14 protein-coding genes are annotated in these 14,258 nt (G+C 67.6%); 5 read left to right on the top strand and 9 right to left on the bottom strand.

Translation table 11 applies throughout. The annotated features are described in order from the left end of the window. Positions 1-23 precede the first annotated feature (23 nt). Positions 24-578 (top strand): TetR/AcrR family transcriptional regulator, encoded by a 555-nt coding sequence (locus ACEL92_RS05095; protein WP_374024554.1) that lies wholly within the window; start codon positions 24-26, stop codon positions 576-578. An 8-nt stretch (positions 579-586) separates the two neighbouring features. On the opposite strand, the gene ACEL92_RS05090 is transcribed toward ACEL92_RS05095, so the two are convergent. Genes ACEL92_RS05090 through ACEL92_RS05060 form a run of 7 tightly spaced genes read right to left on the bottom strand, consistent with a single transcriptional unit; the run spans position 587 to position 8,076 of the window. Then, a complete protein-coding gene (locus ACEL92_RS05090; protein WP_374024553.1) occupies positions 587-1,705 on the bottom strand; it encodes a thiolase family protein in 1,119 nt (372 codons plus the stop codon). Further along, complete coding sequence (locus ACEL92_RS05085) at positions 1,702-1,944, bottom strand: hypothetical protein (RefSeq protein WP_374024552.1); 243 nt, start codon at positions 1,942-1,944, stop codon at positions 1,702-1,704. Before ACEL92_RS05085 ends, ACEL92_RS05090 begins: the two co-directional genes overlap by 4 nt. Then, complete coding sequence (locus ACEL92_RS05080; protein WP_374024551.1) at positions 1,934-4,033, bottom strand: CoA transferase; 2,100 nt, start codon at positions 4,031-4,033, stop codon at positions 1,934-1,936. Before ACEL92_RS05080 ends, ACEL92_RS05085 begins: the two co-directional genes overlap by 11 nt. Further along, positions 4,030-5,112 carry an acyl-CoA dehydrogenase family protein gene (locus ACEL92_RS05075; protein WP_374024550.1) on the bottom strand — a complete coding sequence of 361 codons (1,083 nt, stop codon included), beginning with the start codon at positions 5,110-5,112 and terminating at the stop codon, positions 4,030-4,032. Before ACEL92_RS05075 ends, ACEL92_RS05080 begins: the two co-directional genes overlap by 4 nt. Continuing rightward, entirely contained in the window at positions 5,102-6,295 is a 1,194-nt protein-coding gene (locus tag ACEL92_RS05070; RefSeq protein WP_374024549.1) for an acyl-CoA dehydrogenase family protein, read from the bottom strand. The genes ACEL92_RS05075 and ACEL92_RS05070 overlap by 11 nt, the downstream gene beginning before the upstream one ends. Continuing rightward, the gene (locus ACEL92_RS05065) at positions 6,292-7,602 is read right to left on the bottom strand and encodes an amidohydrolase family protein (RefSeq protein ID WP_374024548.1); all 1,311 of its coding nucleotides are present in this window, start codon (positions 7,600-7,602) and stop codon (positions 6,292-6,294) included. Before ACEL92_RS05065 ends, ACEL92_RS05070 begins: the two co-directional genes overlap by 4 nt. 42 nt (positions 7,603-7,644) lie before the next feature. Then, on the bottom strand, positions 7,645-8,076 hold the full coding sequence (locus tag ACEL92_RS05060) for an SRPBCC family protein (RefSeq protein WP_374024547.1): 432 nt from the start codon (positions 8,074-8,076) through the stop codon (positions 7,645-7,647). A 76-nt stretch (positions 8,077-8,152) separates the two neighbouring features. On the opposite strand from ACEL92_RS05060, the gene ACEL92_RS05055 reads away from it, so the two are divergent. The 3 genes from ACEL92_RS05055 (at position 8,153) to ACEL92_RS05045 (ending at position 11,435) form a co-directional block, all read left to right on the top strand. Continuing rightward, positions 8,153-9,049 carry an enoyl-CoA hydratase/isomerase family protein gene (locus ACEL92_RS05055; protein ID WP_374024546.1) on the top strand — a complete coding sequence of 299 codons (897 nt, stop codon included), beginning with the start codon at positions 8,153-8,155 and terminating at the stop codon, positions 9,047-9,049. A 75-nt stretch (positions 9,050-9,124) separates the two neighbouring features. After that, entirely contained in the window at positions 9,125-10,036 is a 912-nt protein-coding gene (locus ACEL92_RS05050) for an SDR family NAD(P)-dependent oxidoreductase (protein WP_374024544.1), read from the top strand. A 19-nt stretch (positions 10,037-10,055) separates the two neighbouring features. After that, complete coding sequence (locus ACEL92_RS05045) at positions 10,056-11,435, top strand: Rieske 2Fe-2S domain-containing protein (protein ID WP_374024543.1); 1,380 nt, start codon at positions 10,056-10,058, stop codon at positions 11,433-11,435. A gap of 359 nt (positions 11,436-11,794) precedes the next feature. Here ACEL92_RS05045 and ACEL92_RS05040 read toward each other — a convergent pair whose 3' ends face one another. Then, positions 11,795-12,412: a TetR/AcrR family transcriptional regulator gene (locus tag ACEL92_RS05040; protein WP_374024542.1), complete on the bottom strand. Its 618-nt coding sequence runs from the start codon at positions 12,410-12,412 to the stop codon at positions 11,795-11,797. Between the two features lie 303 nt (positions 12,413-12,715). Between ACEL92_RS05040 and ACEL92_RS05035 the strand changes: the two genes are divergently transcribed. Further along, positions 12,716-13,966, top strand: a complete 1,251-nt coding sequence (locus ACEL92_RS05035; protein ID WP_374024541.1) for an HNH endonuclease signature motif containing protein — start codon at positions 12,716-12,718, stop codon at positions 13,964-13,966. A 55-nt stretch (positions 13,967-14,021) separates the two neighbouring features. Here ACEL92_RS05035 and ACEL92_RS05030 read toward each other — a convergent pair whose 3' ends face one another. Beyond that, positions 14,022-14,255, bottom strand: coding sequence for a hypothetical protein (locus tag ACEL92_RS05030; protein WP_374024540.1), 234 nt, complete (start codon positions 14,253-14,255; stop codon positions 14,022-14,024). Positions 14,256-14,258 lie beyond the last annotated feature (3 nt).

Genomic DNA, 14,258 nt, shown 5'->3' with positions numbered 1-14,258 from the left:
TGTTGGCTATACGGGAGGGTTGCATGGCACACAACGACTGGCTGGTGGGGCGGGATCGCCGCAGCGCAGCCGCCGAACGGATCTATGCGGCCGCCGCCGACCTCATCTCGCACGTCGGATACGACGAGTTCACCATCGAGAGCCTGGCCGAAGCGGTCCACTGCTCACCGGCGACGATTTACCGGCACGCCGGCGGAAAGGTGGCTATCAGGGACGCGGTGGTTGCCCTCCAGGCAAGCCGCATCGTCGATACCGTGCGCGAGGCCATCAAAGACCTGACCGGCCGCGAACGAGTGGAGACGGCCACCATCCTGGCTTTGCAGCGCATGCGCTCCGATCCGTTGGCTCAGCTCACGCAGACCGCACCGGCGCTGCCGCGCAGCGAGTGGCTCACGAACTCCCCCGCTGTCACCGCGCTCGCCTATGACATGCTCGGATCCGACAATGCAGATCCACTTGCCGCCCAATGGCTTATCCGGGCGTTCCTGGCGCTGTGGTGGTGGCCGCTGAAGGACCCGGCCGACGAACGCGCCGTCGTCGAGCGCTTTCTCGGCCGGTCTTACGAAGAGCCCGGCTGAGGGCCGAATCACCGACCCAGTACGGCCACCACGCAGGACCCACCGCCGCCCATCGCCTGCGCCAGCCCGACGCGGGGATCCGCGGCCTGCCGCGAATCCGCCTCTCCGCGAAGCTGAGTCACCACCTCGGCGACTTGGGCCAGTCCCGTCGCACCGAACGCGTGCCCGCGGGCAAGGCAGCCGCCGTCGGTGTTGGTCGGCAGCCTGCCTTTGGATCCCAAACCGCCCGACTGGACGAGTTCGGCGACGTCCTTGACGTCGACGAGGCCGAGTGCGATCAGCGCGGTGACCTCCTCGCTGGCGCACATGTCATGTAGGGAAACGATTCCGACGTCATTCGCCGCGACCTGCGCCGCGGCGAAAGCCCGCCGTGCCGTCAGGGCTATTTGCGACGGCGGACCGACGCACGGACCGGCCAGCGGCCAGCTCGGGTCGCGGGGCCAACTCGTCTGCTCGATGGCGTTGATCGCCACGGACCGCGGGCGTTGTCCGGACGTCACGACGATCGCGGCGCCGCCGTCGACCGAGGCGTGACACATCATCTTGGTTAGCGGCTCGGCGATCATCCGCGACGACATCACCTGTTCAACGGTCACCTCGTGGTCGTTGCGCCGAGCCGCCAGCGGATTCAGGCGCGCCTGGTTGTACGACTTAGCCGCGACGGCACCGATAACATCCGGCGCGCAGTTCGCCTCGTACAGAAAGCGATTGGCCTCGATCGCGTAGTGGATCTGCGGCGGGAACCGGTCCCAGAAATCGACCGCCGCCGGTACCACCCCGCCGGGCTCGAGCGCGGTCGTCTTCTCATAGCCGATCGCCAACGCCGCCTCGCAGCGGCCCGACGCCACCGCCCACACAGCATGCCGCAGGGCGACCATGCCTCCCGCCGAAGCGCTTTCGATCGCGGTTACCGGGATCCCGCTGCGTCCCAACGCATGCGCGACCTTCAGCCCGGTCTGCGGCGGTGCCATCGACGACGAGCAGAAGACCTCGCCGATGGCGTCATAGCCGAAACCCGCGTCCTCGAGCGCCTGCCGAGCGGCCGTCACCCCGAACTGGGCGATCGCGGTGTCGCCGTGTTTGCCGAACGGGGTGAGCCCGACGCCCGCGACGTGGACGCCCGTCACGCCGGATCCGCCTCGAAGAGCAGCACTTCAGCCTCGCCAAGCTTCCGCTCGACGATTCGGCCAACGGCACCGGGCCCGGGCCGCGGCCCGGACACCAGGAGTTGCACCCGGCCATCGCAGGTGTCGACCCATGCGACGGAGTAGCCCTCCTGGCCGAACTCGGGAATCGGCGACCTCGACGGCACGAACGTCGACGCCCACACCGTCGCAGTCTCATCACTGCGTGGATCAGCCGGCACTTGTCATCCTCTCCTGACGGGCATTCGCGTCTCCCAGGGCCGGCGGCGGCGCCAGCGGGATCGGGCCCTGCCCGGTGAATTGCCACGGGAGACCGACCAGGCGCGCGGTGGTGATATCCGGATCGGGGTGGGTGATCTCCGGGAAGAATCCCCGCGCGGCCAGGTGGGGGTCGTTCACCAGGTCTTCCGCGCGTTGGACGACCGCAGCGCGCAACCCGGCGGCCGTCAGGCGCGCTGCCGCCTCGCCGGCCGGCGCGCCGGCGATCAGCGCGGCGAGCTGGTCGGGTTCCTCGGCCAACTCCGTCAGGCGCGCCCAGTCCGCGGGAGCCGAGAGTTCGACCGCCACCCAGCGGTCATCGGCGCTACGGTAGACGCCGCCCCGCGCGGCGGCCCCACCGTTGGACACCACCCCCTCGGCGGCCGAGGCCGCGGCGACGAATTCGGCCACCGTGGACGCCACCACCTCGGCCATCGACAGATCGATCACCGCCCCGGAGTCGCGGGCAGGCCCGAGCGCCCACGCCGCGATCACGGTGGCGGCCACCACCGAAGACAGCGGGTCGGCGATGACCGTGCCGAGCCGCGCCGGCGACCCGTCGGATCCCGTGGTGAGTCCGGCGAGACCCCCGTAGGACTGAACGTTGTTGGCGTACACGCGGTATCCGGCCATGGGACCCGTCGACCCGAAACCCGAGACCCGCATCACCAACCGGCCCGAGTCGGCTATTTCGACGGGGTCGACGCCGAGCCGGGTCAGCCGTGCCGCGCCGACATTCTCGATCAGCACGTCGGCATCCTCGAGGGCGGCGGCGACGTCCTGCGTCGCCCGGCCAGGATCGATCAGCGCGCTGCGCTTGGAGTGGTTGGCCACCGCGAAATACGCGCCGCGCTCCACGCCGGGCCGCCCTGCGGCGAACGGTCCGGTGCGCCGGTAGATGTCGAGTCGGTCGCGGTCTTCCAGTCGCAGCACCCGGGCACCCATCCCACCGAGCAACGCGCCGACTATCGGCCCGGCCAGGACGTGGGTCAGCTCGGCGACTCGCAGCTCGTTCAGCCGGCCCGTGCGGTGGCGTCCGAATCGCCCGCCCGGGCGCGTCGCCCATGGGGGGGCCAGTACGGACAGGGCAGCACCGCCCAGTCGAGTCACCGAAATCGCTCCGCGAGAAGCGAATTGGGGCGACGCCAGGATTTCCGCGGGTGTATTCACCGGCGTCGAAGGCACGCCGTTGGCCTGCAACAGGGCTGCGCAGTCTTCCTTGAGGCGCGTCGCCGCCCACGCCCCAACGTGGTGGTTGATCAAATCGGCGTGCTCTATCCGGGCGGCTCGTTCGCCTAGGCCCGTGGCCCATGCGGGATGACCCAAGGCCACCAACAGGCCGGTCCACTGATGATTTTCGACGGCGGTGATGCGCACCAGTCCGTCGCGGCAGGCGAACAAGCCCGACGGGGCGAGGTAACGCCCGCTGCCCGCCCTTCCCGGGCAGGAGTACAGCACGTGGGCGCACTCGGGAAGGGCCGCGGTGAATGCGACCGCCTCCTGCACCGACACATCCACGCTCACCGGCGCGCTCGTAGCGTTGCGCCGATCGAGGCCGTGCAAGGCCGCCAGCGCCGTCACCGCGCCCGCCGCCTTGAGCGCGACATAGCCGGGGGCGGGCACCGGCGTCCCGTCGGAGCCCTCGATCGTGGCGAGCATGCCCCCTGCCGCCTGGGCGATCAGTTCACCACCCCGCTCGACGGAGCGCGGTCCGGTCAGGCCGAATGGGCTGACGCTCACCACCACGGCGTTTCTGGCCTGCGGCAGGTCGATCGCGGCGTCGTGGTCGACGATCACGATGTCGTGTGCGTCGATCAATGCCGCTGTGTCGCTTGGTGATTGCAGGACTCGCTTGCCACGATCGAGAACCACGTCAACCAATGGCACCGATGCGGCTCCAACCGTGATCATCGGCCCTACCCGGGGCGGCGGGAAACCGCCGCCGAGCTTACTCACCTCGGCGCCGAGGTTCGCCAGCAGCGACGTGGCCGCCGCACCGGCGATCCCGTCGCCGACCTGAAGGACTTTGACACCCGAGAGGAACGAGTTCACCCGTCACCTCCCGGCTGCTCCACCGGATAGCGCCCCGTTAGCCAGCGCGTGACGATGTCGCGGTGGTGCGCGCGCTGACCGAGATTTCCCGCGGCGCTGGCCGCCCGGCGGAGATGAACGTGGGCATCGTGCTCCCACGTGTACGCGATGCCGCCGAATACCTGGGTGGCGCCCTCGGGGACGGTACGCAGCGCGTCGATGCCCCAGTAGGCGGCGAGGGAGCCCAGTGCGGGGGCCTCGGGATGCCCGTGTTGGCAGGCGTCGGCGGCGCGATTGACGAGCGCACGCCCGATCTCGATCGCGCACCGCTGATCGACCAGGCGGTGCTTGATCGCCTGGAAGGCGCCGATCGGGCGGCCGAACGCGACGCGCAGCTTCGCGTACTCGGTTGCGGCCTCGTTGGCGGCCGCCGCGATGCCAACCAACTCGGCCACCCGGCCGATCAGGCCGCGCAGCGCGGCTTCACCGTGGCGCCGGACCGCACCCGGCCCAGTCTCTAGGACCTGAATCGGCGCATCGCTCAGCGTGATTCGTGCGCCGGGGTTGTGATCCAGCGGCGTCACCGGCTCGCGCACCACGCCCGCCTCCGCCGGGTCGACGACCCCTAGCACGGCAGACTCTCCGTCGCCCGCGCAGACCAACAACTTAGTTGCGACCGCACCGAACGGCACGAGCGGCCACACTCCGGAGACGCCCGCCGCGGTGCGCTCTCCGCGCTCGGGTAGCAGCAGACCGATCCCGTCGGCGCAGCGGTTCTCGCACCATCCCGCGGCCGCCGCCATCGCAAGCGGGGCAGGGGCCGACGCCGCGCCTGCGGCCTCGGTCAGCACGCACAGATCACGGAGCCCGCCCCCTCCGCCCCCGGCGGCCTCGCTAACCAACACGTCGGCCCACCCGGCCTCGACGATCGTCTGCCACAGCTTCGGGTCGAACACCGCGCCGGGGCCATCGAGCAGGCCCCGAAAAGAGCTGGCAGACCACACCTTTCGGAGGGCGTCATCGGCCGACGCCCGCAACTGCTCGAGTTCGGCCGCGCTGCGTGCGAGTTCGCTCAGCGACGACGGGCCATCAGGGGTCACGCGGCAGTCCCAGCAGCTTCTCAGCGATCACGTTGCGCTGAACCTCCGATGTGCCCGCACCGAAGGTCGCCGCCCGCATCAGCAGGTAGCTCCGTGCGACGTTCCCGTTGTTCGTCGCCCCCGCGGACCCGCGCTCCAGGGTGCCACCCGGCCCGGCAAGGTCCAGCCCGAAGTTGGCCATCTCCTGATCGACTTCCGACGTCAGCAGCTTGGCCACCGACGCCTCGGGTCCGGGACTGACACCGCGGACGCCGGCGGCCGTCGCCTGGGCCGAGATCTGACGCAGCGCCTCCACCCGCGCGGCGAAACCGACGATCCGATCGGCCACGTAGTCGTCACCGCAGCCCTCGTGCCCCAGCGCTCCTCGCTCCTGCGCCATCCTGATCAGAATCGTCAGCCGCCGCTCGATCCGATGGGTGCGGCTCTGTCCTACGCGCTCGTAGCCCAGCGTGGATTTGGCCACCCGCCAACCGCCGTGCAGCGGACCGAGCACGTTGGCGAGCGGCACCCGCACCGAATCGAAGAACACCTCGTTGAACTCGGCCTGCCCGGTGATCTGGCGGATCGGGCGCACCTCGATCCCGCTGGTGCGTAAGGGTACGAGGATGTAGCTGATTCCTTGGTGCTTGTCCGCCGTGGGATCCGTGCGTGCCAGGATGTAGATCCAGTCGGCGTATTGCGCCTTGGACGTCCAGACCTTTTGCCCGGTGATGATCAACTCGTCGCCGTGGATCTCGGCCCTGGTCTTCAGGGCGGCGAGATCACTGCCCGCGTCGGGTTCGCTGAACCCCTGACACCACACCTCGTCGCCCGAAAGGATTTTCGGCAGATAGCGTTGGCGTTGCTCGCCGGTACCCCACTGAATGATCGTGGGGCCGAGCTGATTGACGGCGCTGCGGTTGATGGGCTCTGGAGCGTGCGCGGCGGCCATCTCGGCGTTGAAGATGAGCTGCTGCACCGGAGTGGCCGCGCGACCACCGAATTCGGACGGCCATGAGATCGCGGCCAAGTCCGCGTCGTGAAGACGCTTCTGCCACAGGCGCATTCGGCTCAATCGATCCATCTCGTCGCGGCCCTGGCCGCGCACGTCCGAGGTCAACGCCGTTGCAAGAAACCCGCACACCTCGTCGCGGAATCGCCGATCGGCCCCGGTGAGGACGACCCCGTAATCCGGTTCGGTCACGCCCCACCGCGAAGGATCGACGCCATCCGTACCTTCATGTCGCCGTATGTGATCGCGGTAGCGCCCGCCCTGGGCGCGCGGCCGGCGTCCACCTTCGGCGCCGACAGATCCAGGCCGGCGATTCTTTCCCGCAGCGCCGCGACGGTGCAATGTTCCCTGCCCCGTCGCTCGACGCCGGTGTAGCCGAAGGCGCGGGCCGCATTACGCCAGGTGATGGCCTCGACCTCGTCGGGTGTGCAGCCCTCCAACTGGGCGGCGAGTTGCTCGGGCGCGTCCGGCCAGCTGCTGTCCGAATGCGGGTAGTCCATCTCCCAGCAGATGGTCTCCACTCCGATGCGCTCCCGCATCTCGATGCCGACCCGGTCGCGGATGAAGCACGACATGAAGTTGCGGCGATACACGTCGCTGGGGCTCAGCCCGTCACCCAAATCGTCTCCCGTCCAGGCCCGCTGGCGCGAGTAGATGTCCTCGAATCGCTCCAGCAGGAACGGGATCCACCCGATGCCGCCTTCCGACAGCGAGAACTTGATGGACGGGAACTTCTGAACAATGGGTGAGAACAACAGGTCGGCCACGAAGCGTTGGGTGTCGATCGGCAGCATCGAGTTGTAGGCCAGATAGGTGGTCAGGTCCGACGGCACGGGCAATCCGCCGCCCGTGCCGATGTGGATGTTCACGACCGTGTTCTCCGTGCAGATCGCCTCCCACAACGGATCCCAGTGCGGATCCTGCCAGGGCGGCTGCCCGTAGCTCCCGATGTGCTGTGGAGCCGTCACCGCGCGACAGCCCCGCCCCGCCAGGCGCCGCACTTCGGCCGCGGCCAGGCTCGCGTCCCACAACGGCAGGATCCCCATCGGGATGAACCGGTCGGGATGCCGGCCGCACCAGTCCTCGATGTGCCAGTCGTTGTAGGCGCGCACCATCGCCTCGGACACGTCGCGGTCCCCGCGATAGGTGAACAGCGCGCCCGAGATGGTCGGGAACGACGGGAAGCACAGCGACGCAAGCACACCGGAGGCGTCCATGTCGTTCACCCGTGCGTCGACGTCGTAGCACCCTGACCTCATGTCGCTGAATCGCGACGGCTCGAATCCCCATTCGTCGTTGGGCCGGCCCACAACGGCGTTGAGCCCGATGTTCGGCAGCTGCAGACCGTCGTACACCCAGAAACACATGCCGTCGTCGTCCTCGACGATGCGCGGTGCGTCGTCGGCGAAACGGCTCGGCACCCGGCCGACGAACATGTCGGGCGGCTCCACGGTGTGGTCGTCGACGCTGATCAGTACCAGATCGAGAGGATCAATCACCTGAAGAATCCTAAACTATTAGACACTTTCTGTCTAAGTGTTCTATCTGATCTCGCGGGCTATGGCGAAATCCTCAAGCCAGCCCGCCATCAAGCCGTAGACGGACTCGATGGCATCGCGCGCCGCGGCATCATCGCCGATGGGTTCGTAGTCGACGTCCCACATTACGATGGATTCCCCGGCGACATCCGCATTCTCGGAGACGGTGTTCACCGCCACGAAGCGGCTGACCGGCATCGGATTGTTGGCGATCTCGTACGACAGCGCGCGCTCCTCGGGCTTGATCCAGACGAGGGTCTCGATGACCGGCCTCTCAGTGCTCGCGGCGATGAACCGCCGCATGCCGGGCCCTTCGCCCTCGACCCTGACATCGCTGGGTCCGGGGATCCAGTCGACGTTGCCGAAGTCGGCAAGAACGGCCCACACCACGTCCGGTGGCGCGGCGAGCCGCTTGGTGACCGTGAATGTTGGCATTCGCCGACCGTATCACCAGATGTGACAATTGATCGACTACTGTACTTATGTACTGCCAACGCGCGAAGGAGGGCTTATGGCCACCGACTCCGCCGCTGGAGGCGAATTCGAGGTCGATGAGGACTGGGTCCGCTACGAGGTTGTCGAACCGCACATCGCGCAGATCACCATCAACCGGCCCGAACGGCGCAACGCCATCCTGTCTCCCGGAATGCATCGACTCTTCAAGGAGCGGCTGGACCGCGCAGAGGACGATGACCAGGTCAAGGTCGTCGTGTTGCTGGCCGAGGGCAAGGACTTCTGTAGCGGCGACGACGTGCGCCGGCTCCCGGTGGAAGAAGCGGGACTGCGCAAGGGCCAGCGACTGCCGCAGACCGCGCGCCTGGGCAATGCCCGACGGCTGCACCGGCACCTCACCAATTGGCTGGAGTTCCCGAAGACGGTGATCGCCGGCTGCCAGGGCGCCACGCTGGGCGCCGGGATGAATCTGGCGCTGGCCGCCGACATTCTGGTCGTCTCGGATGACATGTACGTTGCCCGCCCCCAGGCGCGCATCGGGTTCGCCGGGTTCTCCACGGCTATGCCGCTCGCGCTGCTCAAGATGGGACCCAACCGCGGCTACGAGGCGATGATCACCGGCCGCAAGGTGACCGCGCACGAACTACGTGAGTGGGGGGTAGCCGCGTCGGCGGTGCCCGCCGAGCGGCTCCGCGACGAGGTGTTGCGGTATGCCCGCGCGATCGCTCACCACTCGGCCGACGGTCTGATGGTGGGAAAGCACGCCCTGATCGCGTTCTGGCACGCCGTCGGGATGGCGCAGTTCGGGGACTGGGTTCCGATGGGCCACACGGTGTTCAGCAACCTCGTGTGGCGCGACGACGAGTTCAATTTCATGAAGGAACGCGGCGCCCGCGGCGGCCCGGAGGCGATGGCCGAGTTGGAGCGCCGCTATGCCGAGTGGGGGTTCGAGTGAACTACTAAACAGCTATACAGATATTGTTTGCATGTTCTGTATGCTCTTTTCTAACGCGAGGCCACGAGGGGTTGGATGACGATGGGTGTGTTGGACGGACGGACCGCGTTGGTGACGGGGGCCGGGCGGGGAATCGGCGCCGCGGTGGCCGAGGGCTTGGCCGCCGAGGGCGCGACGGTCCTGGTCTCCGACGCGGGCGTCGGCGTCGACGGGACCGGACACGACTCCGGTCCGGCCGAAAGCGTCGCGGCGGCGATAACGAGCCGCGGCGGCAAGGCATTCGCCGATACCACCGACATCACCGACTTCGCCGCGTGCGCGGATCTCATCGGCCGTGCCGCCGAGACGCTCGGCGGCTTGGACGTCGTGGTGAACGCCGCGGGGATCCTTCGGGACGGCATGGTCTTCAAGATGAGCGAGCAGGACTGGGACGCGGTGGTGTCGGTGCACCTCAAAGGGACGTTCAACGTCACGCGCCACGCGGCGGCCTGGTGGCGGGAGAATCGCGGCGGGCAGTACCGGCTGATCACCTTCACATCCATGTCGGGCTTGCAGGGCGCGCCGAGCCAGCCGAACTACGCCGCGGCCAAGATGGGCATCGTCGGCCTGACCTTCTCGTGCGCCAACGCACTGCGCAACTACGGGGTGCGCTGCAACGCCGTTGCCCCCATCGCGGGCACCCGGATGACGCAGGGCATCAAAGGCGGCGGCAGCATGGACTACTCGGACGCCAACGTTCGCCTTTCGCCGAAGAATTGCGTGCCGCCGGTCGTGTATCTGGCCAGCGAGCAGTCCGACTGGCTCAACCGGCGCGTGATCTTCGCCGGGAATGGGCGGATCAGCCTGATGTCCAATCCGGTCGTCGAACGCGACATCGTTTCGGCGTCGGGGACGTGGGACATCCCGACCGCATTCGCCGAGATCGAGACGTCGTTCAAGGAAGCGGTGCTGTATCCCAACATCTTTGACAAGCCACCGTCCAGCTGAACCGACGAAAAGTGCGACAATGACCGAGCTTGCCACCGAGCGGGTGCCACAAAAGTTCGCCTGCGGTGAGACTTTCGTGCCCAAGAGCCGGTACATCGACCCGGAATTCCTGAACCTCGAGCTGGAGCGATTGTTCACCCGGGTGTGGCAGCCCGCGTGTCGCGAAGAGGAAGTACCGGACGCCGGCTGCTTCTACGAGTACACGATCGGCCGGCAGTCCATCGCCGTGGTGCGCCAGAAGGACGGCAGCATCAAGGCATTCCACAACACCTGCGCCCACCGCGGCATGAAGGTCGTCCGCGGCAGCGGTTGCTCGGCCAACAAAGAGCTGCGCTGCGAATTCCATGGCTGGCGTTATGAATTGGACGGTCGGTCCTCCTTCGTCCCATGTCGCGACGAATTCGCACCGCGCCCGCGCCAGCAGTGGGGCCTGCGTCCCGTCGCCGTGGGGACGTGGGGTGGCTGGGTTTTCGTGAGCATGGCCGAGGACCCGCCGGATCTGCTCGAGTGGCTGGACCCACTGCCGACCGCGCTGGCTCCATTTCGGTTGCAGGACATGCGCTACCGCTGGCGCAAACGCACGTTCCTGCCGGCGAACTACAAGACCGTGATCGACGCTTTCATCGAGGGCTATCACACGCCCGGGACCCATCCGCAGACGATGCGATCGGCGCAGGGACCGCGGCCGTCAGCGGAGCCCGCAGCGCCGCAAGAATACGTCTACGCTCCCTACACCCCGACCATCACCTATAAGAACCACTCGCGGTTCGTCTACACGCAGCGTCCCGAGCATGTCGGCCGCGACAAGGGTCGCCAAGAGCAGGCGGCGCGACCAGAGGTGTTCGCGAATTCGATGAAATACCAATACCTCGAGGTCGGGTCGCTGGTCACCGAGCGAGATTACCGGGCCGCGCAAAAGCTGGCCGCGATGGAGCCCGGCGACGTCCCACCGTTTGTCCTGTACCACCAGATGTGCGAGGAACTTGCCCGCGCCGAAGGCGTTGACTTCCCGCGGATGTCGATGGAGCAATACTTCGCGGGGAACGGCGACTGGCATGTGTTTCCGACCATGGTGATCCTGGTCGAGAAGTCCTGCCTGCTGGGATACCGCATGTTGCCCGACGCCGAAGACCCGAATCGGTGCACGTTCGAGATGTTCTCGCTGGAGCATTTCGCGCCCGGCGAGGTGCCCGAGACGCAGTGGCAGGTCTTCGAGCGGTGGCAGGACCACGATGGCTGGGGCGAGCTGCCCTCACAGGACCTGAGGAACATCGGCGCCATCCACGCGGGCATGCACTCGGCCGGGTTCGAGGGACTCTGGCTCAACACCGCCCAGGAGATGTCCATTCGCAACGAGCATGCGATCGCCGACAGGTTTCTTTTCGGCTCGAGTGACTAGGACGATATCGGTCGTCGCGATCGTAAGGGCGGTTCTTCCGCGTCGCCATCGGAGACGCGGTCGGGGATTTCGTCGCGGATGGCGGCGTAGACAGCGACACCGGCCGGTTCCGCGTCCGACGATCGAGATCGCCTCCCACCCCTCGTCGATCGTCTCGAGGAGCTAGATCGGGTGGATCCGCAGGCATAGCGCAGGCGCCTGACACACAACATGAGTGTCAAACTCAGCCGACTCTGAACAGGGGCACTTAAGGCCCGTATGACCTCGGCCGATGCGTGACACCTACTTCGGTTGATCCTTGACACTCCCTGGATGAGGGAGTTGATCGTGGCGGAGCAGGGGTCTTCAGAGCCGGAAGATTAGCTGTTCGTCGGAGCGCGCACCGCGGGCAGGATCACGGCGTCGATGACCCGGCGTACGAAATCGGCGTCGACGCTTTGTCCGCGGGCAACCTGCAGCAGACCCATCGCTAGGAGTACGTCGGCCACTAGCGACCAGTCTCGGTCGGCGGATATTTCGCCGCGATCGGCGGCGTGGGTCAAGATCGCAGTGATCGTGCGTTTGCCTTTGCCCAGCATGAGGTCGTCGAGCGCAGAAGCAAGTTCGGGTTCGTGTGCGGCTTCCATTGCGACGCGCAACACCAGGTCGTTGCTGACCAGGCCGCTGTCGTTGCGTTTGACGCGTTCGACGAGGGCGTCCAGATCGCCTTCCAAGCTGCCCGTGTCGGGGACATCGACGCTGAGCAGGTCGGGTCGCCAGTACACCAAAGCGTCGGTCATCAGCGCGGCTTTGGATGACCACCGCCGGTAGATTGCGGCCTTTCCCACGCCGGCGCGCGCGGCGATGTCGTTCATGTTGGTGGCGTGGTAGCCATGCTCGGCCAGGGCGGCCAGGGCAGCGTCGAGGATGGCGGGATCACGAGACCGGTCGAGTCGCCCGTCGGTGCGTTGGCGCAGTTTTGATTCCGGTTCTGTCATGAGCCCCGCTCCGTCAACTGCAACTTGTCGCCGACAGTGTGACAGACGCAGGAAGTGAGTTTCATGGGGCCGTCAGCAAACGATGTTGGTCGACATCGACGGCAGCGTCGTCACGATCGTGTACGACCACGGCAACCGCCCCGCGGCCCTGTACACGACGGCTGAGCGGTTCGCGAGGCAGAGCGCATCGGACTGACGCAGAGCCTGACCGGCGCGGCGACTTCGACAGGGAGTCCGCGCTCCTAGACCGCGCAGCGGATTAGACAGCCCAGACTTGTCGTACCGCGCTGCGATGATGGGGTCATGTCCTCGGCAGCATCTTCGGGCTCTGTGGCGGTGAGCCCCAAAGAGCGTTTGGAGGTGGTGTTTGAGGAGTTGGCGGAGTTGGCCGGTCAGCGCAATGCCATCGATGGGCGCATCGTGGACCTGGTCGCCGAGATCGAGCGTGATGAGCTGTGCGGCATGACCGGCGCGCGCTCGGTCGCGGCGTTGGTGGCCTGGAAACTGGGATTGTCGTCGACCACCGCGCACACGATTGCCACCGTTGCGCGCCGGGTCGAGGAGTTCCCGCGCTGTGCCCAAGGGATGCGGGAGGGGCGGCTGTCGCTGGATCAGGTCGGCGTCGTCGCGGCGCGGGCGGGTGAGGGCTCTGATGAGCATTACGCCCAGCTGGCCGCGGTGGCCACGGTCAATCAGCTGCGCACCGCGGTCAAGCTGGAACCGCGGCCCGAGCCCGATGCCCGTCTCGAGCCGGAGCGCTCGATCAGTAAGACCACCACCGAGGAGGGCAGCTGCTGGCGGATCAAGCTGCCCCGCGACGAGGCGGCGACGTTCGACGCGGCGTTGGCGACTCATCGTGACGCGCTGATCGCCCAGTGGAAGCGCGACCGCGGCGACGGCGAGGCCGCCTGCGATGGTGCGCCGCCGTTCCCCAACACCCTCGATGCCTTCCTGCGCCTGGTCGAGACCGGATGGGACGCCGAGGCGGCCCGCCGCCCGCACGGACAGCACACCACCGTGGTGGTGCACGTCGACGCTGAAACCCACACCGCGGCGCTGCATCTGGGTCCGCTGCTGTCCGACGCCGAACGCCGCTACCTGACCTGCGACGCCACCTGTGAGGTGTGGTTTCACCGCGACGGCCAGCCCATCGGCGCCGGCCGAACCACCCGCCTGATCAGCCGACGCCTGCGCCGCGCACTCGAACACCGCGACCGCACATGCGCGGTGCCCGGCTGTGGCGCGACCCGAGGGTTGCACGCCCACCACATCCGACACTGGGAAGACGGCGGCCCCACCGAGTTGGCCAACCTCGTGCTGGTCTGCCCGTATCACCACCGGCTGCACCACTGCGGGGGCATCACCATCACCGGACCCGCCGACGCCCTGACCGTCACCGACAGCGCCGGCCGACCCCTGAGCGCCGGATCGCTGGCGCGCCCACCCACCCAACCGCCGCCCACCGTCCCCCCGTGCCCGGGACCCCTCGGCGAACGCGCCGACTGGTGGTGGTACGACCCCTTCCAACCCCAACCACCACCAAGCACCAACTAGGGCGATCGCCCGGCCAGCAGTCACCACCGCCGACAGAGGGCATTCAAATCGGCACTCAAGGCCTGAGCCCGTACCCTTCGCCGTCGTCGGCCAGGTAGGTGACGTCGTACCACCGCCTCGGCGGTTCCACGCCGGTGTCGTACTCCTCGGTGGGGGTGGCCCGCTCCAGCCGGACGTCCGTCAATTGCGGATTGTCCGCGCGGACATAGTCTTCCAGCTCAGCGAGCAACGCGTCGCCGGTCAGACTCGTCTCCGCGAGCGCCCTGGCTTCGCGCTTCGCCCAACTCACGCG

The sequence above is a fragment of the Mycobacterium hainanense genome (assembly GCF_041890355.1).
Taxonomy (GTDB): Bacteria; Actinomycetota; Actinomycetes; order Mycobacteriales; family Mycobacteriaceae; genus Mycobacterium; species Mycobacterium hainanense.
This window is presented reverse-complemented; position numbering and strand designations above follow the sequence as displayed.

Excerpts from the sequence above, each read along its gene's own strand:
- ACEL92_RS05045 (WP_374024543.1), top strand. The coding sequence starts at position 10,056 with ATGACCGAGCTTGCCACCGAGCGGGTGCCACAAAAGTTCGCCTGCGGT.
- ACEL92_RS05035 (WP_374024541.1), top strand. The coding sequence starts at position 12,716 with ATGTCCTCGGCAGCATCTTCGGGCTCTGTGGCGGTGAGCCCCAAAGAG.
- ACEL92_RS05040 (WP_374024542.1), bottom strand. The coding sequence starts at position 12,412 with ATGACAGAACCGGAATCAAAACTGCGCCAACGCACCGACGGGCGACTC.
- ACEL92_RS05095 (WP_374024554.1), top strand. The coding sequence starts at position 24 with ATGGCACACAACGACTGGCTGGTGGGGCGGGATCGCCGCAGCGCAGCC.
- ACEL92_RS05050 (WP_374024544.1), top strand. The coding sequence starts at position 9,125 with ATGACGATGGGTGTGTTGGACGGACGGACCGCGTTGGTGACGGGGGCC.
- ACEL92_RS05060 (WP_374024547.1), bottom strand. The coding sequence starts at position 8,076 with ATGCCAACATTCACGGTCACCAAGCGGCTCGCCGCGCCACCGGACGTG.
- ACEL92_RS05055 (WP_374024546.1), top strand. The coding sequence starts at position 8,153 with ATGGCCACCGACTCCGCCGCTGGAGGCGAATTCGAGGTCGATGAGGAC.